Source organism: Acinetobacter sp. YH12136, assembly GCF_013418545.1.
In the GTDB taxonomy this organism is placed as follows: Bacteria; Pseudomonadota; Gammaproteobacteria; order Pseudomonadales; family Moraxellaceae; genus Acinetobacter; species Acinetobacter towneri.
This window is the reverse complement of sequence record NZ_VPBV01000026.1, coordinates 1-22,252: the sequence shown is the minus strand read 5'-3', so window position 1 is coordinate 22,252 and position 22,252 is coordinate 1. Positions and strand designations below refer to the sequence as shown.

At 42.5% G+C, this 22,252-nt stretch carries 15 protein-coding genes, 1 tRNA gene and 1 pseudogene; 6 read left to right on the top strand and 11 right to left on the bottom strand.

The window, feature by feature from the left end; translation table 11 throughout:
* Positions 1–18: 18 nt before the first annotated feature.
* Together FTU71_RS11415 and queA are read right to left on the bottom strand one after the other, a co-directional pair.
* The gene (locus tag FTU71_RS11415; RefSeq protein ID WP_179990024.1) at positions 19–1,047 is read right to left on the bottom strand and encodes a hypothetical protein; all 1,029 of its coding nucleotides are present in this window, start codon (positions 1,045–1,047) and stop codon (positions 19–21) included.
* Positions 1,048–1,072: 25 nt separating this feature from the next.
* Positions 1,073–2,110, bottom strand: coding sequence for a tRNA preQ1(34) S-adenosylmethionine ribosyltransferase-isomerase QueA (gene queA, locus FTU71_RS11410; protein WP_179990022.1), 1,038 nt, complete (start codon positions 2,108–2,110; stop codon positions 1,073–1,075).
* 177 nt (positions 2,111–2,287) lie between these two features.
* On the opposite strand from queA, the gene FTU71_RS11405 reads away from it, so the two are divergent.
* A tRNA-Leu gene (locus FTU71_RS11405) sits at positions 2,288–2,374 on the top strand.
* Between the two features lie 293 nt (positions 2,375–2,667).
* Here the strand turns inward: FTU71_RS11405 and FTU71_RS11400 are convergent.
* The gene (locus FTU71_RS11400) at positions 2,668–4,899 is read right to left on the bottom strand and encodes an NADP-dependent isocitrate dehydrogenase (RefSeq protein WP_004974956.1); all 2,232 of its coding nucleotides are present in this window, start codon (positions 4,897–4,899) and stop codon (positions 2,668–2,670) included.
* An 810-nt stretch (positions 4,900–5,709) separates the two neighbouring features.
* Between FTU71_RS11400 and FTU71_RS11395 the strand changes: the two genes are divergently transcribed.
* A complete protein-coding gene (locus FTU71_RS11395) occupies positions 5,710–6,978 on the top strand; it encodes a sensor histidine kinase KdpD (RefSeq protein WP_167846286.1) in 1,269 nt (422 codons plus the stop codon).
* Positions 6,979–7,074: 96 nt separating this feature from the next.
* On the opposite strand, the gene FTU71_RS11390 is transcribed toward FTU71_RS11395, so the two are convergent.
* From FTU71_RS11390 to FTU71_RS11380, 3 genes are read right to left on the bottom strand one after another with little or no spacing between them, the layout of a single operon-like run.
* Complete coding sequence (locus tag FTU71_RS11390; RefSeq protein WP_167846481.1) at positions 7,075–8,511, bottom strand: efflux transporter outer membrane subunit; 1,437 nt, start codon at positions 8,509–8,511, stop codon at positions 7,075–7,077.
* A 22-nt stretch (positions 8,512–8,533) separates the two neighbouring features.
* On the bottom strand, positions 8,534–10,507 hold the full coding sequence (locus tag FTU71_RS11385) for a MacB family efflux pump subunit (protein ID WP_180112010.1): 1,974 nt from the start codon (positions 10,505–10,507) through the stop codon (positions 8,534–8,536).
* 1 nt (position 10,508) lies between these two features.
* Positions 10,509–11,843, bottom strand: coding sequence for an efflux RND transporter periplasmic adaptor subunit (locus FTU71_RS11380; RefSeq protein WP_179988690.1), 1,335 nt, complete (start codon positions 11,841–11,843; stop codon positions 10,509–10,511).
* Between the two features lie 413 nt (positions 11,844–12,256).
* On the opposite strand from FTU71_RS11380, the gene FTU71_RS11375 reads away from it, so the two are divergent.
* Positions 12,257–12,706 (top strand): bacteriohemerythrin, encoded by a 450-nt coding sequence (locus tag FTU71_RS11375; protein WP_004974971.1) that lies wholly within the window; start codon positions 12,257–12,259, stop codon positions 12,704–12,706.
* Between the two features lie 50 nt (positions 12,707–12,756).
* Here FTU71_RS11375 and holA read toward each other — a convergent pair whose 3' ends face one another.
* From holA to FTU71_RS11355, 4 genes are all read right to left on the bottom strand, one after another.
* Positions 12,757–13,755 carry a DNA polymerase III subunit delta gene (gene holA, locus FTU71_RS11370; protein WP_180051775.1) on the bottom strand — a complete coding sequence of 333 codons (999 nt, stop codon included), beginning with the start codon at positions 13,753–13,755 and terminating at the stop codon, positions 12,757–12,759.
* Positions 13,756–13,776: 21 nt separating this feature from the next.
* Positions 13,777–14,307 (bottom strand): LPS assembly lipoprotein LptE, encoded by a 531-nt coding sequence (gene lptE / locus FTU71_RS11365; protein WP_180043942.1) that lies wholly within the window; start codon positions 14,305–14,307, stop codon positions 13,777–13,779.
* A 237-nt stretch (positions 14,308–14,544) separates the two neighbouring features.
* Complete coding sequence (gene leuS, locus FTU71_RS11360) at positions 14,545–17,166, bottom strand: leucine--tRNA ligase (RefSeq protein WP_180112009.1); 2,622 nt, start codon at positions 17,164–17,166, stop codon at positions 14,545–14,547.
* A gap of 129 nt (positions 17,167–17,295) precedes the next feature.
* Positions 17,296–17,667 carry a DUF4124 domain-containing protein gene (locus tag FTU71_RS11355; RefSeq protein ID WP_372238842.1) on the bottom strand — a complete coding sequence of 124 codons (372 nt, stop codon included), beginning with the start codon at positions 17,665–17,667 and terminating at the stop codon, positions 17,296–17,298.
* Positions 17,668–18,396: 729 nt separating this feature from the next.
* Between FTU71_RS11355 and FTU71_RS11350 the strand changes: the two genes are divergently transcribed.
* The 3 genes from FTU71_RS11350 to ilvC all read left to right on the top strand — a co-directional run bounded on the left by FTU71_RS11350 (position 18,397) and on the right by ilvC (position 21,756).
* Positions 18,397–20,124, top strand: coding sequence for an acetolactate synthase 3 large subunit (locus FTU71_RS11350; RefSeq protein ID WP_096902629.1), 1,728 nt, complete (start codon positions 18,397–18,399; stop codon positions 20,122–20,124).
* Positions 20,121–20,612, top strand: coding sequence for an acetolactate synthase small subunit (gene ilvN, locus FTU71_RS11345; protein WP_004974986.1), 492 nt, complete (start codon positions 20,121–20,123; stop codon positions 20,610–20,612). Before FTU71_RS11350 ends, ilvN begins: the two co-directional genes overlap by 4 nt.
* Before the next feature lie 127 nt (positions 20,613–20,739).
* Positions 20,740–21,756 carry a ketol-acid reductoisomerase gene (gene ilvC / locus FTU71_RS11340; RefSeq protein WP_004974988.1) on the top strand — a complete coding sequence of 339 codons (1,017 nt, stop codon included), beginning with the start codon at positions 20,740–20,742 and terminating at the stop codon, positions 21,754–21,756.
* A 147-nt stretch (positions 21,757–21,903) separates the two neighbouring features.
* On the opposite strand, the pseudogene FTU71_RS11335 reads toward ilvC, so the two are convergent.
* Positions 21,904–22,130, bottom strand: a pseudogene (locus FTU71_RS11335) (transposase domain-containing protein); the annotation flags it as partial.
* Positions 22,131–22,252 lie beyond the last annotated feature (122 nt).

Sequence of the window (22,252 nt, the reverse complement as noted above, 5' to 3'; positions counted from 1 at the left end):
TGCCCCAAGACGATTTTCTTAGTCCAGAAAATCAATCAAATCTGTCTGTAATTGTTCTAAATAAGGTAATTTAAAAGTGCGTAAGTGTCCACGCAATGCGGAAATATCTTGAATATTTTTTGCTTTACTGGAAATTTCAAACAAGTTGCGATTACCTAAAAAACAGAGCGTGTTCCGCTCAGGGTGAAATAACAAATCACCTTGCTGATGCTGAAAAAAATCATCCAGTTTTAACACCATTGCAGGGCTGAGCGTACGCGCCAGTTGAATTGCATCACTGCCAAAAAAGTTGAGTTTTTGATTCAGGCGAATGTCACTGGTATGCCACGGCACATGATAAGGCGCACCAAAGGTTTTATTGTTTGAGGTAACGGCTAAACCTTGTAGCTGCACATCAAAGACAAATACGCCCGATAAATGCCGCACCACTTCACGCACTTTATAGTCATTGCCATTTTGATCTTTAATGCGGGTTTCACTGACATAGCGATATTCAAAGACCAAAACCTGATGTTGCTTGCCTTGTTGATCTTGCCAAACAGTACTGGCGTAACGGCGAATTTCATTGGACAGATTCCCCAAATTAAACAAGGGAAACAGACTTTTTAAATGAGCAATCAAATAAACGGGTTGTAGGGTTTGGGCAAGATGTTGCGGTGGTTGCTGCCATGCTAGTTGATAGCGCTGTGCAATGCTTTCTTGTTCTAAAAAAGTGATGACTTCTTCAATGGGGTCGTCTTGTTCATAGGTAATAAATGCCCAGAAGATACAGCCTAACCCAATCAGCAAGCAGAATTGCAGCCAAATATTACTCGGTTGAATCAAGAGCAATAAACAGAACAACACACCTATAATGCCAAGCAAAACAGGCAAAACATTTTCAAACTTGAGGGTGATGTCATCTTGCCAAGGGTGCAAGCCATCCAAAATATCTTGATGGCTTTGTGCTTTTTTTCCAATATCCCATAACCGCGCGATATTACGAAATACCCGTTGATTCTTCTTGCGTCGAATATGAATGGAGTGTTGCACGGTATCGAGCGGCATGGCGGTTTCTTTTACAGTTTGAAAATTAAGTCTGAGCTTGATCAATCAGCATGGCATCGCCATAACTAAAGAAACGATAGCGTTCAGCCACAGCATGTTGATAAGCCTGCATGACATTTTCACGGCTTGAAAGCGCAGATACCAACATTAATAAGGTGGATTCAGGCAAGTGGAAATTGGTAATCAAACGATCCACCACTTTAAACTGATAACCTGGGTAAATAAAAATTTGCGTATCACCCGACCAAGCCGCAAGTTCGCCTGAATGGGCTTGAGCTGCACTTTCCACGGCACGGGTGGCAGTTGTGCCCACTGAAATAACTTTGTTGCCTCGTGCTTTGGTTTCACGAATCAGCGCTACGGCAGCTTCAGAAACTTCACACCATTCACTGTGCATGATGTGATTGGCAATATCATCGGTACGTACAGGCTGGAATGTACCTGCGCCCACGTGCAAGGTCACAAAGGTTTTTTGAATGCCTTTATCTGCTAGCTGTTGCAGTAAGGCTTCATCAAAGTGCAAGCTGGCAGTGGGTGCGGCAACACTAGCGAGTTTTGTTGGGTCGTTAAATACGGTTTGATAACGCTCGGTATCAATCGCTTCTGCTTCGCGGTTAAAGTAGGGTGGAATCGGCAACTGACCGTAGGCATCCAATACGTCTAAAATAGGCTGCGAAAACTCGACAATAAATAAGTTTTCATGGCGACCTTGTACGGTCACTTTTACAGCATCAGGCCCAATAAACAGTTCTGCACCTGCTTTTGGTGAGTTGCTGGCTTTAATATGGCAATGGGCAATAAATTGATCTTGCAGACGTTCTACCAAGACTTCCACTGCACCGCCTGTGGCACGTTTACCTTTAAGACGCGCTTTCATGACTTTGGTATCGTTAAGTACCAGTAAATCGCCCGCTTCGAGTAAATTCAGTAAGTCGGTAAATTGATGGTCATGATACTGACCTTGAGCATCAAGATGCAGCAGACGAGAGGCGCTACGACTTGCTAGTGGGTAACGAGCAATGAGTTCATCGGGGAGATTAAAATTAAAGTCAGAAAGCTGCATGATAAAAACAAGTTAGAACACTGGGAAAACTGCGCCTAGTATATGCTTTTTTAGGTTTTATGGATGAAATTGGTCGATTATAAATCAAAAAAATGACAGCTGATTTAATTTTAAACAATTGCAAAAAACTTGCGTTGACAAGCTGTCAAAAAAGTTTATTATACCCATCAACACCTACCCGAGGTGGTGAAATTGGTAGACGCGGCGGACTCAAAATCCGCTGTCAGAGATGACGTGTCGGTTCGAGTCCGACCCTCGGGACCATATAAAGGAAAAGCCCTCAAGCATATTAAGACTTGGGGGCTTTTTTTATTGTCTGAACTTTATCCAATGATTTGAATATCCTTAAGTTTTTATATGAAGATTGTCGTTTGCTTCAATTTAACTTTTGGGACTCATGGATAAGAATGGGTATACAGAATAAGAAATAAAGATATATGTGAAGATATAGCTCACCTATTCAGTCTTTATCAATTTACTGCCAACAAAAAACCAGTGCTTTCACACTGGTTTTTTGTAGAACAGGCACTGAATCGTATCAGTGCGATGTCATCGCATTAAATAGTTTCAAGAGCAGCATTGAATGTTGCGCTTGGACGCATTACTGCATTCACTTTAGCTTGATCTACTGCGTAGTAACCACCGATATCAACCGATTTACCTTGTACTTCCGCAAGTTCAGCAACAATTTTGTCTTCGTTTGCAGCTAAAGCTTGTGCAAGTGGTGCAAACTTCGCTTTCAACTCAGCATCTTCGTCTTGAGCAGCAAGTGCTTCTGCCCAGAATTTTGCCAAGTAGAAGTGGCTGCCACGGTTGTCCAGTTCGCCAGTACGACGTGATGGAGACTTGTCGTTATCAAGTAATTTGCTGGTCGCTTGATCAAGAGTTGATGCAAGTAATTTCGCACGAGTATTATCTTCTTTAATACCCATTTCTTCTAAAGAAGCAGCAAGCGCAAGGAACTCACCTAATGAATCCCAACGTAAGTGGTTTTCTTCAACAAGTTGTTGTACGTGTTTAGGCGCAGAACCACCCGCACCAGTTTCGTACATACCACCACCCGCCATTAACGGAACGATAGATAACATTTTCGCAGAAGTACCAAGCTCCATAATTGGGAACAAGTCAGTGAGGTAGTCACGTAAGATGTTACCTGTTACAGAAATGGTGTCTAAACCACGCGCAACACGCTCAAGTGTATAACGCATCGCACGAACTTGTGACATGATTTGAATATCTAAACCAGTTGTGTCGTGATCTTTTAAGTATTTTTGAACTTTCTTGATCACTTCGTTTTCGTGTGGACGGTACGGGTCTAACCAGAAAATTGCTGGCATACCAGAGTTACGTGCACGTGTTACTGCAAGTTTAACCCAGTCGCGAATAGGTGCATCTTTCACCTGACACATACGCCAGATGTCGCCTTCTTCTACGTTTTGAGTCATCAACACTTCACCAGTGTCAATATCAGTGATGTTTGCAACACCTGCAGCAGGAACTTCAAAAGTCTTGTCGTGTGAGCCGTATTCTTCAGCTTTTTGCGCCATCAAACCTACGTTTGGTACAGTACCCATCGTACGTGGGTCGAAGTTACCATTCCACTTACAGAAATTGATCATTTCTTGGTAAATACGCGCGAAAGTAGATTCAGGCATTACTGCTTTACAGTCGTAAGGTTTACCGTCAGCACCCCACATTTTACCGCCACCACGAATCATTGCAGGCATAGAAGCATCTACAATTACGTCGTTTGGAGAGTGGAAGTTGGTGATGCCTTTTGCAGAATCCACCATTGCAAGTGCAGGGCGGTGTTCTTGGCATGCGTGTAAATCTTCGATGATTTCTTCACGTAAAGAAGTTGGTAAGGTTTCGATCTTTTCATAAAGACCTGCCATACCGTTGTTGACGTTAATGCCAAGTTCTTCAAACAATTTACCGTGTTTTTCAAACGCTTCTTTATAGTAAATTTTCACACAGTGACCGAATACAATCGGGTGTGAAACTTTCATCATGGTCGCTTTTACGTGTAAAGAGAACAAAATGCCTGCTTCTTTACAATCATCCAATTCTTTTTCATAGAAGTCGCAAAGCGCTTTCTTGCTCATGAACATAGAATCGATGATTTCGCCATCAAGTAACGCTACTTTTTCTTTCAATACAATGGTTTCACCAGAATGAGTGATGAGTTCCATTTTTACGTTACGTGCGCGGTCAAGCGTCATTGATTTTTCGCCATGGTAGAAGTCACCTTCATCCATGTGTGAAACGTGAGTTTGTGACCATTGCTTCCATTCACCCATAGAGTGAGGGTGTTTTTTTGCATAGTTTTTCACTGCAGCAGGTGCACGACGGTCAGAGTTACCTTCACGTAATACAGGGTTTACTGCTGAACCTAAGCATTTACCAAAACGAGCGAGTAAAGCTTTCTCTTCTTCAGTATCCGCATTTTCAGGATAGTCAGGAATTGCATAGCCTTTTGCTTGTAATTCCTTGATACATGCAATTAACTGAGCAACTGAAGCACTGATGTTCGGAAGTTTGATGATATTGGTATCTGGATCTTGCGTGAGACGTCCAAGCTCTGCGAGGTTGTCGGCTACCTTCTGTTCTTCGCTTAGGTATTCCGAGAATTCAGAGAGTACGCGTGCTGCGACAGAGATATCACTCTTGACAATCTCGATGCCAGCAGGCTTAGTAAAGGTCTCAATGATCGGCAGTAGAGAGTAGGTCGCCAACAATGGCGCCTCATCGGTCAGTGTATAAATGATTTTTGACTTTCCACCAGCCATATATAGCCCCTTGCTTTGATTGAGTTTTTTAGGAGCGAGATAATGACTCAGCCCCTGCGAACCGATTTGCCTAATTTAACCTTGAGAGTATCGACTCTCTATGCATTTCAGTCAACGTAATTACAGTGATGACGCCATTTCGCTACGAAATGATGTGTCGCATTTGTGCGAATCAAGACACGGTTTAATGTAAAAACGAGCCTATTTAAACCTAAAAATCGCCTTGAGTATTTAGTGTTGAAATACTAATCAAATCGTATGATGAAGATATGACATCAAAAATATATGTATATTTTATTATAAATTAACCAGTTGAGGGTTCGACTTAAGTCGTATGTTTGATAAATAATCGATGAAAATGATACGTAGATATATTTAGTTTATTTATTTTGTAAATTTATCAATATTTTACATTATTTTTTTACAGTATGAGGTAATGTAAATTCTTGTATAGAAGTTTAGATTTTCTTTAAAAACGGCTGCAAATCTACAGATAAAAAGCCTGATTGATATTTTAAAAGTTTAGATCTATTTTTATGGTCTAAATTTTACAAAAATCGGCGTATTTTTTTGCTGCTTTGAAGCAGTTCGATTCCTCTGAAAGCGTGGTTCATCATGATCTCAACTCTTATTCATACATAGATGAAAAAAAAGCATGAAAGAAGAGGCAGCGATTTGTTGCACAGTTTTTAAATTGTTTTGAAAGCTTATGTTTTGTGTTAAAGTTTGTAGGTTAACTCTGAATTCAATGGACGAATTTTGAAGAGAAAATAATTCATAACGTGTCAAACTTTAATTAACGAGGCAAAAATGAAAATACAGTTGCTTGAAATTGGTCCCGAAACGGAGCAACTCAGTGCTTGCACACTCTCGTTATTATTGGGCGTACATACGCCAACTAACCAAATTGATGGTTTTTTGAAGCTTGCCCGTCAAATGTTGCAGGTTGAGCATGCTATTTTAACCTTTCGCAATGAACCTTATATTTGGTATTCCAGTCACGAAACTTTTAAAGCTTTTCATTCCAATCCAAATGCACAGCTAGGTGCATTCTTTCAGGGTCAGCAATTGATTGAACCCAAGCATCCGCAATATGCTAACTTTGTGCAGCATATTGCAAGTTTGGGTATAGAGGCTGAACGCTTAATTGCCTTGGACTTGCTTAAAACCGATGGTGAATCGATTGGTCAGCTGTTGTTGTTTGATCATCATCATGAAGAATTCAGTTTGGGCGCAGTACCTACGGTTGCCGAGTTCGCAGCAGGTTTGGTGCGTTATACTGAATTAAAAGTTGATTATGTCGGGTTAAAAGAACTGTATGAGCAGCAGTCGGCTTTAAATTTTAGTAAAACTAAGTTTTTCCAGATTATTGCACATGACCTGCGTGCACCCTTTCATGGTTTATTGGGTTTTTCTGAAGTTTTGGCGCAAGAGCGTGAAACTTTGGATGATTCGAGTATTCAAAATATTGCGGACTATTTATTCGATACCGCGCAATCGACCTACAATTTATTGGAAAGTCTGTTGAATTGGGCAATGGCTGAGGGCGGACGGTTTGTCTACCATCCAATCAATTTTGAGTTGAAGCAATCGACTAAAATTGTCTGTGATGTTTTAAGAAGTCTAGCCATTAAAAAGAATATTGAGCTAATTGATCAGGTGGATGAAGGCATAAAAGTCTATGCAGACATCAACATGATTACCTCGGTGATTCAAAATTTGGTGTCGAATGCGCTGAAATTTACCTTTACCGATGGCACAGGCAAAGTCATTTTACGTGCAGAGCAAACAGAAACCAGTGTGGATATTTATATTCAAGATACGGGTTTGGGCATGACTGCACAACAACTCGAAACGCTGTTCGAGCCTAAACTTACTGTTAGTTTTAAAGGCACTGCAGGTGAAAAGGGTATTGGTTTAGGTTTGGTGTTGTGTAAGCGTTTTGTCGATTTGAACCACGGGCAAATTGTGGTGGAATCGAAAGAAGGTGTGGGAACGACTTTTAAAGTCAGTTTGCCAATTGCGACCAGTAGCCATCAAGTATTAAGTAAAGAAGCGTTATTATCTGAGAAAACTTAATTTCAAAGTTTATATACAAAGCAAGCAAAAGCCTGTGGATGTTTAAAATCATCCACAGGCTTTTTTTATCGTGATCAATTTAGATCAACTCTTGCATTATTGAATGTTTTGAATCGGACTACCACCCAACGCTTGCAATAAAGTCACATAGGCGTTGTATTGGTTTTGCTTGGTCTGCAATAAACTTAAACGTGCATTGCGGGTGGTTTCTTGTGCATCTAGCAGGTTTTTTAAGGCAATCGCACCATGCCGATAACGCACCTCAGTTAAGCGTTCAGTTTTCTCTGCCAGTGCTAAATTGCGGCTTTGCAGCGCGACTTGTTGATTCAGCGCGGTTCGTGCTGACAGTGCATTTTCGACATCGGCAAAGGCTTTATATAAAGTTTGTCGATATTGCACAATGGCTTTTTCATATTCCAAAGCATTCACTTTTAGATCGCGCTGCATATCATTCCATTGCAAAAATGGCAGGGTTAAACCTGCACCTAAAGTGGCAATTGGGTTTTTTAGGGCATCGCTTAAAGAGGTATGCGCGCCTGTACCGACACCTGTACTGAGTGTGCCTGTAAGACTGATGGATGGGTAATAACTGGCTCGATTGGCATCTTTATTGGCCAAGGCTTTACGTAAACGTAATTCGGCTGCACGTAAGTCGGGACGACGTGACAGCAGTTCTGCAGGTAAGCCAGCAGTAATATTCGGTAAACGAACAGCGGCTAAACTCTGTGGTTCATTGATATTCAACATTTGCACAGGTTGATGCAGTAAAACTGCCAAGGCGGTGCGTGTTTCAACTTTTTGCTGTGCAATTTGACTCAAGGTTGATTTTTGACTTTGCAGGGCTTGTTCGGCTTGGTTTAAATCCAATCCTGAAACTGCACCCGCGCGATATTGCGCACTGACCAATTGATACGTTTTTTGCGTACTGGCAAGGTTTTGTTGTGCGACAACATAGCGTTCATTTAAATAACCCAATTGCCAATATAAATTGGCAGTGGTTGCAATCAGGCTTTGTGCGGTGGCTTGTAAGTCTTGTTCGGTGGCTAAGGCTTCCCAACGTGCAGCTTCAGTCTGATTGGCAAGTTTACCGAATAAGTCCAATTCATAGCTCAGTCCGGGATAATTCAGCGAAATCCCACGCGCTGTATCACCATTGCCCTCTAAACTAAATTGATGCCCTGTAGAAATACCTGCATTGCCAATCCGGACACCTTGCTGACTTTGGCTTTGTTTGGCTTGTAATCTGGCTTGTTGTAAATTCAGTCCTGCAACCGCGAGGTCACTGTTACGCGCCAAGGCTTGTTCAACCAATTGATTTAAAGCAGCATCGTGAAAGAGTGTCCACCAACGGTCTGTATTTAGTTGTGCAAGGACTTGCTGGCTTTTTTGCTGCTGCTCAAACTGTTGAGGAATATTTACAGCAGGTGCCTGATAAGGTGTTTTGACTACGGCTGCACAACCCACTAAGCTGCTGCCAAGAAAAAGCGCAGTGACGAGTTGGCTGAATTGTCGTGACTTCTGGTTAAATCGCATCATCATTCCTTACTCTAATTCCTTATTCTCTAGATAGCGCATCGACAGGGTTCAGTTGGGCAGCATTACGTGCAGGAATAAAACCGAACACAATTCCAATCAGGCTTGAACAGACAAAAGCGGCTACAATCGAGGTGGTGGAGTACGCCATTTGAAAGGTTCCACCTGCCACATGATTAATCAATTGCCCAATTCCGAGTGCGAGCAAGACGCCAAGTACACCGCCTAAAATACACACTAAAATGGCTTCAATTAAAAATTGCTGCAAAATATCGCTTTGTCGTGCGCCGACTGCCATGCGTACCCCAATTTCTTGGGTGCGTTCTGTGACAGAGACCAACATGATGTTCATTACGCCAATTCCACCGACCACCAGTGAAATCACTGCAATAGCAGAAACCAGTAAGGTCATGGTGGCGGTAGTTTGTTGGATGGTTTCACGGATACTGTCGGCATTTTGAGTAAATACATCCTGCGCACCATGACGCTGTGCCAACAGACTTAGGATGGCATTTTCTGCTGCAGCACTTGGATATTCATCTTTGACTCGTACAATAATGCTGCGCACATGGCTTTGGCCAAGCATGCGGCTCATTACCGTAGAGTAGGGCAAATACACATTTAAGCTGTCGGCATTGCCCATCATGCTTTTTTGTTCTTCGACCACGCCAATAATACGGCTGGGTACGCTGCCCAATAAAATTACTTGCCCGACAGGGTTGCTGCCATCACTAAAAAATGTATTTTTGGTGTTGTGATCAATCACCACATCTTGCGCTTGTTCCAGCACGCTGTGTTTGTCAAAAGGCTGACCCGACTGGAAGTTCATGCCGCGCACATAGAAAAAGTCTTCGCTCACACCATTGACTGTGGCAGAAGCCTCGGTGTCTTTAAAACGTACTGTGACGTTGCTATTGACCGATGGGCTGACCCCATCCACATAAGGTTGTTCTGCCAAAGCATCGGCATCGGCAGGAATTAGGGTTTTAAGCTGAGATGAGCGCGAGGTATCACCAAAACCACGCCCTTGAAACACGGTGATGGTATTGGTGCCTAAACTGCTGATGTTTTCTAAAATTTGTTTCTGTGAACCATTGCCCAGTGCCACAACAGATACAACCGAAGCGATCCCGATAATAATCCCGAGCATGGTTAAAAAGGTGCGCATGCGATGTGCATTCATCGCCAGTAGCGCCATGCGGAAGGCTTCACCTAAACGATCAAATACAGAGCGCCAAGCTGAAGTTCTTTTTTGTGGCGGATGTTGCAAGGTTTGTTGAGTAATATCATCCTGATCGGCAGGTGTGTTGGGCTGATCAGAAATAATAAGCCCATCACTGATTTCAATAATCCGTGTGGCATTTTTAGCGACATTATGGTCATGTGTGACCAAGATGATGTTGTGACCTTTGGCATTCAGCTCACGCAAAATCCGCATCACTTCAATACCGCTATTCTTGTCGAGTGCACCTGTGGGTTCATCGGCAAGAATCACATCGCCACCATTCATCAAGGCACGTGCAATGGATACACGTTGTTGTTGCCCACCTGAAAGCTGACTTGGGCGGTTTTGGGTTTTATCGGCTAGACCTAAATCACTGAGCAGCGCAGTTGCGCGAGTTTGTCGTTCTTCAACATCGGCACCTGCATAAATTGCAGGCACTTCGACGTTGCCCGCAGCGCTTAAATCACCCAATAAGTGATAGCGCTGGAAAATAAAACCAAAATATTCACGACGTAGCTGTGCCAGTTCATCGGCTTCAAGTTGTCGGGTTTCACGTCCTTTGACTTTATAGCTGCCAGTGGTGGGTTGATCCAGACAGCCCAAAATATTCATGAGAGTGGATTTCCCCGAACCCGACTGACCTACAATGGCAACCAATTCACCTGGGTAGATCTTCAGGTCAATGCCTTTGAGAATCTGCACTGTAGATTCACCCGCAAGGAATTCACGGGTCAGATTGGTGACCTCTAACAGAGGTTGTGACTGACTCATCTTACATTCTCACTGATGGGCCAACACGACCACCACGCTTCGCCGCATCGTTTGAGGTATCGGAGCCATCGGCAATAATGACTTGATCGCCCAGTTTTAAGCCACGAATGACTTGTACTGTTGCACGGTTATTTAAGCCAAGCAATACCGATTGAGGTCGAGCTGAGCCATCGGCTTGCAGTACACGTACCATGCCTAAAGAGGCTTTACCTTGATCAATCAAGGCTTTTTCATTGGCAGTCAATTCCAAACGGGCAGGGCGTTTGGCAGAACTGGCATCGGTATTGTCGCGCTCAGCACGTGCGTTGCTGTCAGAATTATTGCTGTTGCCACGACTGCGTGAACGGTTTGCACCTTGCACCGCAGCAGCAGGAATGGTCAGCACATTGCGCGCTTCTGCCAAAACAATGGACACTTGTGCGGTCATATTGATGCGTAGCTTGCCGTCTTCATTTGGTACGTCAAATAAAGCGTTGTAGTACACGGCAGAACTTGAAGATGATGAGGTGTTGTTATTGCTTTCGGTATTGATGGATTTGGGTGCAGGTTCTACCTGACGTAAAGTAGCATAATGTTTTTTCTCACTGTTGCCCAAGGTGGTGAAATAGACCGTTTGTCCCTCTTCGACCTTCATTACATCCGCTTCAGAAATTTCTGCTTTTACAGTCATGGTGTCAAGTTTGGCTAATTTAACAATCGTGGGCGCACTTTGATTGGCGTTCACGGTTTGACCTTCTTCGGTCACAATTGCAACGACAGTGCCATCCATTGGGGCAAGAATACGGGTATAACCTAAATTTTCTTTAGACGTGTCTAAAGTTAGGCGTGACTGTTCAATTTGAGCATTAATGGCAGCAATTTCTGCTTGTGCAGTTTTATAGTTGGCTAAGGCAGTTTCAAGTTCGGCACGTGAGGTCGCATCTTGCGCATACATGGCTTGTTGACGCTGATATTCTGCTGCGACTTTGGCGAGATTGGCTTGTCGAACCGCCAATTGTGCCTGTTGGTTTTTAATACTGGCCTGCGCTGTTTTAAACTCATTTTCCTGTCGTACGGAGTCAATTTGGGCAATCAACTGTCCTTGTTTGACTTGATCGCCTAACTGAACATACATTTTTTTGACTTGACCTGAAACTTGCGCACCAACACTGACCATTTTGGTGGCTTCAAGTACGCCTGTTGCCAACACCGCACTTTCAATATCTCCACGGCTCACTTCGGCAGTAATGTATTGCGGTTGTTGTTCTTTGGGTTTTAAAAAATACCAAGCGGCAAATGCCAGCATCAGCGCAATGATAATTCCCGCAATAAGTTTGGTCGATTTTATTTTTGGCATGAGTCAAAAAACAGAAAAAGAAATTAAAAGGATTATAGAAGTGAAATAAGGATAAATCGTGAATTTTTTGAAGAAACTGCAAATGAGAATTATTTATTGGTGGTTTGAGCTAGATTTAATACAGTCTGAGTACGGTATTACATCCATAAAAAAAGTGAAAATAGCATCTGTTAACGAGGTGGGGTAGTTTGTTTCATCTCTATGATAATTTTATGAATTTTTATGATAAATGCTGAAAAATACAACTATGGTCTAAGTTGCTTAAAAAACCTTATTTTCTATATGGATTTAAGAATTAAAAGCAGCTAGTATTAAATTCCATAAAATAATTATGGATTTAATCATTAGGATAATACGGCATCGGGACGATGCAATAAAACATGACTTTAAGCAAAAAATCTGAGGGGTAAATCATGGAGTGGAGTGAGAAATTTAATATCGGAATTGATGTGATTGACAATCAACATCGACAAATTCTGGACTATATTAATGCGCTGGAAAAAATTCGGGCGACAGGTGCGCGGGAGCAAATCAAAGAAGTCTTGGATGACTTGATTGACTATACGCAATCGCATTTTAGCTTTGAAGAAAACTTGTTGTCACAGGTCAATTATCAATACTTACCATCACATCGTGGTATTCACGAACTCTTTGTGAAGCGTTTGAATGATTGCCGTCAGCGTTTTGCCAATGGCGAATCGGTAGAACATGATTTGTATCGTTTGTTGTCTAAATGGTTGATTAACCATATTCAGCATGATGATCAGGATTATGTCGATGCGGTACGCGACAATATGCTGCATTATTTGCGTTCGCAGGAACAGAAAAAAGGTAAAAGTTGGTTTGCACGTTTCTTTAGCTAATCTTGCGATAAGTGGCTGACTTTAAAATTTATTTAATGAAGTCTGCTAAATTAAGCCGAGTGAGAAGCGAACAGTGTTTTACCACAGAGTTCTGTAATGGCTTGTAGCACCAGATGTTCAGGGTTTTCCTTGGACATCCCTTTAATGGCGGCATCAATACGCAATAACAGAGCAGGCCATTGCAAGAAACTATTTGGATTTAAACGTCGCAAAGCTTGCTGATACACACTGACTTTGTTTTTCCAAATACCCAGTTGCAAAGCATTTTGTGGTTGTTCAAATAATTGCATCAGTAAGCGCATTTCTTTGCTGATGCTCCACAAAATTAAACTCATGGCTTCACCCGAAGCCATGAGGTATTGAAAAATTTTCATAGCTTGCGCTAGATTTCCCGTCAGTAAAGCATCATTTAAATCATAAGTGCTATAACGAGATTGATCTTGTAAACAGGCATGTAAATGTTCAATCTGAATCTGCTGAATTTCAGGAAAGGTGTCACTGACCCGCATTAAGCTATTTTTGGCAGCCAAAAGGTTGTGTTCATGATGTTGTTCCAACCATTGCCACGCATCATGTCCTAATTGAATGCCAAGCTTTTCTGCTTCCAAACCTAAAATCTGCTGCCGATCTTTAGGATAATTCGCCGTAAGCGCAACATTGACCCCATTGGCATCAATCAACTGAAAAAAACTGGATTTCAGACTATTGTTGTCTTGTTTCGGCATTACCACCAACAGCAAGTTTTGTTCATTGTGTTGAATATAACTTTTCAGTTGTTTTAGTGTGCTGGCATCAGGCTTGATATTGCCGTGTACTTCAACCGCCAATTGACTCGAAAACAGTGACAGACTGTTTAAGGCATTGAATACATTTTTCCAATCGCTAACGCTATTTAAATCATAACGCTGACGTTCAATATCCTGTTTTTGCCAACTGGCACGAAAAGCATCCAGCAAGTTTTGTTCGAGTAAGGGTTCTTGACCATGCAAAATCCATACGCCACGTGCTTCATCCACACGTTTGAGGGCTTGTAGATAGTCAAGTTTCATAAAAAATTCGCACTCGAAAACTTATTTAGGGTTTGAATACACAGGTGGGTTGACCAAAGGTAAACGATTAGATGAAATTTGACGCACAATTTGCTGTGCTACATCATCAATAATGACTTCTTTTAAGAATTTTTGTTCCTGATCATCGGTATTCACAGTTGCGACATCGTATTGATAACTGCGCGTTGCCATGACGGTACGAGGTTCGGTGATCGGGTTGCCTTGCGCATCTTCAATACGGAAAGTCACACTCAAACGCAATAAGGTTTCTACCAGTTTGCCATTCAATTCCAAGCGACGTGGCGTATAGTCAAGTACACGCAGTACATAGGCATTAGGGTCATTGCTGAGTTGTACGCCCGCTGTACCCATGTGAATGGAAAGTTTTTCTTCTAATTCTTCAGCATTGCTCGGTAAAGCCAGACTCATTTTTGAATAAGCCACAGGTGCAATGCTTGGATTGGTGCCTTTAAGATGAAAACCGCAGCCGACTAAGCTAGCACTGAGTCCACAAGTTAAAACAATGACTGCTAGACGTTGGCTAAAGTGCATGTGCTGTCCTCTGTAATATTCTTGAAAGTTTAAAAGCGGAAGTTGAGAATATCTTGATTGTAGGTGCAAAGCTCGTTGACTGACAACGGGCTTTGTTTGGAAATTGTGAAATCCTTCAGAAAGTTCCTTCTCTTGCGCCACATGTGGCTCAGGATGAGGAATATATTCCGCAAGAGGATGGGGGTATATATTTACCTCTCCCAAACCCTCTCCTGAAAGGAGAGGGAATGTAAGGATTTAAACCACCAAATTCACTAACTTATTCGGTACCACAATTTCTTTCTTGGTTGGCCCAGTCAAGAAAGGTTGTACTTCTGGTAACGCTTTGGCAAGTGCAAGAATGTCTTCTTTAGATGCATCTACTGCTACATCAAGCTTGCCGCGTAATTTACCATTTACCTGCACCACAATAGTTTGAGTATTGCGGGTTAATGCAGACTCATCGACCACAGGGAATAGGGTAGAGGTTAATTCAATTCCGAACTCTACCAATAAGGTTTGGCTCAAGTGTGGTGCAAATGGCGCAAGCAAGGTCAATAAAGCCACAATTGCTTCACGTTCAACCGCAAGGTCTTGTTCGTTCTGCGCTTCAAACTTGTTGCAAGCATTCAAGAGTTCCATCAATGCTGCAATTGCAGTGTTGAACGCATGACGACGTTCAATATCATCGCCCACTTTTTGAATGGTTTCATGGGTTTTGCGACGTAAGTCTTGCGCTGCTGTAGCAAGTTTACTACTGTCAATTACAGTTGTATTGCTGCCTTTTTCAAGGAAACCTGCCGCCAAACGCCAAACACGTTTTAAGAAGCGGTTCGCACCTTCAACACCTGCATCTGACCATTCTAAAGACTGATCAGGTGGTGCAGCGAACATCATAAACACACGTGCAGTATCTGCGCCGTATTGGTCAATAATGGCTTGCGGGTCGATACCGTTATTTTTCGATTTCGACATTTTTTCCTGACCGCCAACAATCACAGCTTGACCATCGCCCATGTATTTTGCAGAAAGAACACGACCTTTTTCGTCTTTTTCAAGCTCAATATCGGCAGGGTTGAACCAAGTTTTCTTGCCGCTTTCTGCTTCGCGATAGAAGGTGTCAGCCAAGACCATACCTTGGGTCAGTAAGTTGGTAAATGGTTCATTGCCTTGTACCACGCCTTCATCACGCATAAGTTTGTGAAAGAAACGCGCGTACAATAAGTGCAAGATGGCGTGTTCTACACCACCAATATATTGATTAACTGGTAACCAAGTTTGCGCAGCTTCAGGCTTGACCATACCACCTGTAAAATCTGGAGATGCATAACGTGCATAATACCAAGATGATTCTACAAAAGTATCTAAGGTATCGGTTTCACGACGTGCTTCGCCACCACAGCATGGGCAAGTAGTTTGATAGAATTCAGGCATTTTATTTAACGGGTTGCCTGAGCCATCTGGCACAACATCAGTAGGTAAAATGACAGGAAGCTGATCTTCTGGAACTGGAACTTGTCCACATTTTTCACAGTTGATCATTGGAATTGGACAACCCCAGTAACGTTGGCGTGAAACACCCCAGTCACGTAAGCGGAATTGTACTTTTACATTGGCTAAGCCTTGTGGCTCTAATTTCGCTAAAAGCGCATCAAAAGCCGCTTGGAAATCTAAACCATCAAATTCACCTGAATTGACCAGTTTACCTTCTTTAGAACCGTACCATTCTTGCCATTGGGTTGCGTCAAAGTCCGCATCGTCTGCACCTTTGGCATCAATCACCTGAATAATTGGCAATTGGAATTTATTGGCAAACTCAAAATCACGCTCATCGTGCGAAGGTACAGCCATCACCGCACCAGAACCGTAAGACATCAACACATAGTTGGCAATCCACACTGGCAACTCTTTACCCGTTACTGGATGCTTCACAAACAAGCCAGTCGCCATACCTTTTTTTTCGGCAGTGGCAAGGTCAGCTTCTGCCACAGAACCCATGCGGCATTCTTCAATAAAGGCTTTTAATTGTGCATTATTTTCTGCTGCTTTTAACGCCATTGGATGTTCTGCAGCAACAGCCACATAAGTTGCACCCATTAACGTGTCAGCACGCGTTGTAAATACAGTCAGACCATCTGCATAAATTTCAGGATTTGCCGATGGGAATGTGATTTCCATCCCTTGCGAACGCCCAATCCAGTTGCGCTGCATGGTCAAGACTTGCTGTGGCCAACCATCTTTTAAAGTTTCTAAATCGTCTAATAATTCTTGGGCATAATCGGTAATGCGGAAGTAGTACATTGGAATATCGCGTTTTTCTACCAATGCACCTGAACGCCAACCACGACCATTTTCGACCTGTTCATTGGCCAAAACTGTTTGATCGACAGGATCCCAGTTGACTGTCGAGAGTTTGCGATAAATTAACCCTTTTTTATACAGTTGCACGAATAACCATTGTTCCCAGTGGTAATACTCTGGGGTGCAAGTGGCAAATTCACGATCCCAATCTACTGCCAAACCTAGTTTTTTCAATTGGTCGCGCATGTAGGCGATATTTTCAAAAGTCCATTTAGCTGGGGCAACCTGATGCGCAATCGCTGCGTTTTCAGCAGGTAAACCAAAAGCATCCCAACCCATAGGTTGTAAGACTGTTTCACCTTTTAAACGGTGAAAACGGCTAATTACATCACCAATGGTGTAGTTACGCACGTGACCCATGTGCAGTTTGCCGCTTGGGTAAGGGAACATCGAGAGGATATAACGATGTGGACCTTCGACTGTGTCGGCAACTTTAAAGGCTTTACGAGATTCCCAGTCGCTTTGGACTTGGGGTTCAATCGCACTGGCTTGATATTCAGGGTCAATGTGAGTAGTCATAAGGTTAAATCAGGAATAAACGGTTAAAAAAGTGTGTCACACAGCATAGCGCAAAATGCAGCTAAATTGAATTTTGCGCGTTGGATTGTGCAGGAAAATTTAAGCGAGTCGTACTTTATGGCTTAAAACTTAAAAAACTTGTGGGTTGGCACGTTCTTGTTGTGCCTGATTTAAAGCTGCATTGGCTTCACGTTGTTGCTGATCCATGGCTGGATTTCCTGCAGGATGATTTGTGGTTGGTGTTGCTTGTTGGTTTGTTGCATTTGCAGCAGTAGGCTCAGGGTTCGCAGTAGAATTTGCAGGAATGGCAACAGTAGGTGCTGAATTTTTCCAGCCGTAGGTATCGACTTTACCTTTTTTCTTGGCTGTTTTTGGTGGTGGTGTCGTGGTGTAATGGGTTGATCCATTTGCATCGACCCACTTGTAATATTGTTTTGCAGAAACTGAGCTAGTGGCAAAAATTAGAATCAAGCTTGCAGAAAGACAACTCAAGCGGATCATTGGCGTTTTCATGTTTGGAAGTCCTGAGCAAAAAAGGTAAATGGCAGAAAACCAATTACAAAAAATCATGTTGGCTAAATTTTAGCAATAATTCCCCGTGAAGCTAGGATTTATTGACAATTTTTCGATGATTTTTATCTGCAATAGTGCCTATTCAAAATTGGAGCATTGGCTTGCCAATTTGCGAGTTAAAATAAGCTGAAATGCGTTGCTGAATCATAACCAAGCGATTTATATATTTTTTAATTCATTCTTTATTTTTATGTATCTGATATGAAAAAATTATAAAAAATTCAGCAAATCTCTGAAGTTATTTGTTTTATATGGAAATATTGGGCTTGGGATTAAATTGTGATGGATGACACAAAGCGTAAAAAATGCCCAGTTTATAAATAAAGCAGAAAAAGCCGATTTTTAAACTTGACTTTAGTCGGGTAAACTACAAAAATGCACACTTTAGTTTTATGTGCCTTAGATCGATCACCCTTCGAATAAGTGTCATGTCATGCAATGGGCAACTTCTCTAGCCGAGAAGCTGAACAAAGCTTATAAAATGTGTTTACCCCAACACGTTTTAGATCTCATATTGCTTATACGGTAATCAGATCAGAAATTTTTCCTATTGCCATGAAAACTATGAAATATGTGTGCTATAACAGTGCAGGAATTAATGAACAAAACACTGCAGGTGTCTCCCATTTTGCAGTGACAAGACTAGGGTGAATCACGTTGGAACTTTTATCTGGTGGTGAAATGCTCGTTCGCGCATTGGCGGACGAAGGCGTTGAGCATGTTTTTGGATACCCAGGCGGCGCAGTACTTCATATTTACGATGCGTTCTTTCAACAAGACAAAATTAATCATTACCTTGTGCGCCATGAGCAAGCTGCTGGTCATATGGCAGATGCATACTCGCGCGTAACAGGTAAAACAGGTGTGGTGCTGGTGACTTCAGGTCCTGGTGCAACCAACACCGTGACTCCAATTGCAACGGCTTATATGGACTCAATCCCAATGGTGATTTTGTCTGGTCAGGTTGCAACACACTTAATTGGTGAAGATGCCTTCCAAGAAACCGATATGGTGGGTATTTCACGTCCGATTGTAAAACACAGTTTCCAAGTGCGTCATGCAAGCGAAATTCCTTCAGTGATTAAGAAGGCATTCTATATTGCATCTTCAGGTCGTCCTGGTCCTGTGGTGGTTGATATTCCTAAGGATGCAACCAACCCAGCAGAAAAATTTGCTTACGAATACCCAGAAAAAGTGAAGATGCGTTCGTATCAACCACCGCATCGTGGTCACTCAGGTCAAATTCGCAAAGCAATTGATGAGCTATTAAATGCCAAACGTCCTGTGATTTATTCAGGCGGTGGTGTTGTACAAGGCAATGCTTCTGAGCAATTGACTGAACTTGCACACATTTTAGGTTTCCCTGTAACCAATACATTAATGGGCTTGGGTGCGTTCCCGGGCAATGATCCACAATTTATTGGTATGTTGGGTATGCATGGTACGTATGAAGCCAATATGACCATGCACAATGCCGATGTGATTTTGTGTATTGGTGCGCGTTTTGATGACCGTGTAACCAATAACCCTGCAAAATTCTGTCCAAATGCTAAAGTCATTCATATTGACATTGACCCTGCGACCATTTCAAAAACTATCATGGCGCACATTCCAATTGTAGGTGCGGTTGAACCTGTACTTCAGGAAATGTTGGTTCAATTGAAGCAATTAAATGTGTCTAAGCCAAACCCTGAAGCGATTGCTGCATGGTGGAATCAGATCAATGAATGGCGTAAAGTTCATGGTTTGAAATATGACAAACCAACCGATGGCACGATGAAGCCGCAACAAGTAGTTGAAGCTTTAGACAAAGTGACCAATGGTGATGCGATCATTACTTCTGACGTAGGTCAGCACCAAATGTTTGGCGCGAACTACTATAAGTACAAGCGTCCACGTCAATGGTTGAACTCTGGTGGTCTAGGTACTATGGGTGTAGGTTTACCGTATGCTATGGCGGCTAAACTGGCTTATCCAGATCAACAGGTTGTATGTATCACGGGTGAAGCATCGATTCAGATGTGTATCCAAGAGCTTTCTACCTGTAAGCAATATGGTTTAAACGTTAAGATCTTATGCTTGAATAACCAAGCTTTAGGTATGGTTAAACAATGGCAAGATATGAATTATGAAGGTCGTCACTCAAGTTCTTATGTTGACTCATTGCCTGACTTCCCTAAATTGATGGAAGCTTATGGTCACGTTGGTATTCAAATTAACCATGCCGATGAGCTTGAATCTAAGCTTGCAGAAGCGATGGCGATTAATGACAAATGCGTATTCATTAACGTAATGGTTGACCGTACAGAGCACGTTTATCCGATGCAAATTGCGGGTCAATCCATGAAAGATATGTGGTTAGGTAAAGGGGAGCGCACAGAATGAGACACATTATTTCCGTTCTCGTTGAAAACGAATCAGGTGCGCTTTCTCGTTTAGTGGGTTTATTCTCTCAACGTGGTTATAACATTGAGACTTTAAACGTTGCGCCAACCGAAGACCCAACACTTTCACGTTTAACGCTTACAACTTATGGTGATGATCATAAAATTGAGCAAATCACCAAACAACTGAATAAATTGGTTGAAGTGGTTAAAGTGGTCGACCTGTCAGAAGGCCCGCATATTGAACGCGAATTGATGCTGATTAAAGTCAAAGCATCGGGTGCTGCACGTGCTGAAATTAAACGTACTGCAGACATCTTCCGTGGTCAAATTGTGGATGTCACACCAACGACTTATACGGTGCAGCTTGCGGGTACAACTGAAAAACTAGATGGTTTTATTGACGCGATTGCTGAAAACACCATTTTAGAAGTTGTGCGTTCAGGTGTGTCAGGTATCGCACGCGGCGAAAAAGTTTTAACCATTTAACTAAATTTCATAGTTAATTTTACTCATCGAATTCATTCCATCTCAAAGGATGGAGAGCTTACTGAAGTACTGAATAGACAAGTACTTGAGTAAGATAGGAATCCTAAGCATTTTAGCGGAGACAGCAATGCAAATTTTTTACGATAAAGACTGCGACTTATCTATCATTCAATCTAAGAAAGTAGCGATCATTGGTTACGGTTCACAAGGTCACGCGCACGCGCTTAACCTTAAAGATTCTGGCGTAGACGTAACTGTAGGTTTACGTGCTGGTTCTGCTTCTTGGAAAAAAGCTGAAAATTCGGGTCTTAAAGTTTCTGAAGTTCCTGCTGCTGTTGCTCAAGCTGACTTAGTTATGATTTTGACTCCAGATGAGTTCCAATCACAACTTTATCGTGACGTGATTGAGCCAAACATCAAGCAAGGCGCAACTTTAGCATTTGCTCACGGCTTCTCTGTACTTTATAACCAAGTTGTTCCACGTGCAGACTTAGATGTAATCATGGTTGCACCTAAAGCACCTGGTCACACTGTACGTTCTGAATTCCAACGTGGTTCAGGTGTTCCTGATCTTATCGCGATTCATCAAGATGCTTCTGGTAATGCACGTAACGTTGCACTTTCTTACGCTTCAGGTGTGGGTGGTGGTCGTACAGGTATCATCGAAACTTCTTTCCGTGAAGAAACTGAAACTGACTTATTTGGTGAGCAAGCAGTTCTTTGTGGTGGTGCTGTTGAATTGGTTAAAATGGGCTTCGAAACTCTTGTTGAAGCGGGTTATGCACCAGAAATGGCTTACTTCGAATGCTTACACGAGCTTAAATTGATCGTTGACTTGATGTTCGAAGGCGGTATCGCTGACATGAACTATTCAGTATCTAACAACGCTGAATATGGCGAGTATGTAACTGGTACTGAAGTGATTAACGAACAATCACGTGAAGCAATGCGCAATGCACTTAAACGTATTCAATCTGGTGAATATGCGAAAATGTTCATCCAAGAAGGTGCGTTGAACTACCCATCAATGACTGCTCGTCGTCGTCAAAACGCGGCTCACGGTATTGAAGTAACGGGTAACAAGTTACGTGCGATGATGCCTTGGATCCAAGCAAACAAAATCGTAGACAAAGAGAAAAACTAAGTTTTAGTTTAATCTTTAAAAAACCCTTATTGTATATAAGGGTTTTTTTATGAGTGAAGTAAAGGATGTTACGTGCCTTGCGCTTCGCTCAGAACTGTGTTTTCACTCCTTGCGCTGTAGGCGTCCGCTGAACCCCATGCCTATTTTTTAATTTGAGTTGGATTTCCAGCGATGTGGCTTAATTCTTCTATTTGGGTCGCTTTATGCGTCGGCAGCCTTTTCAGCACATCACTTAAATAGGCATACGGATCCAAGCCATTCAGCTTTGCTGACTGGATTAAAGTCATGATATTCGCCGCTCGCTGGCCGCTGCGCAGCGAGCCAGCAAACAGCCAGTTCTTGCGCCCTAAGGCCCAAGGTCGCATTTGATTGTCGGGTAGTCAGACGCAGTTACCTACGTCCAACCCCCTAAGAACCGTGCATGCGAGTTTCCCAGCACACGGCTCAAGCCTCTGCTAAGGCGCCATTCGGCACCCGGTTATACATCGTTGACATT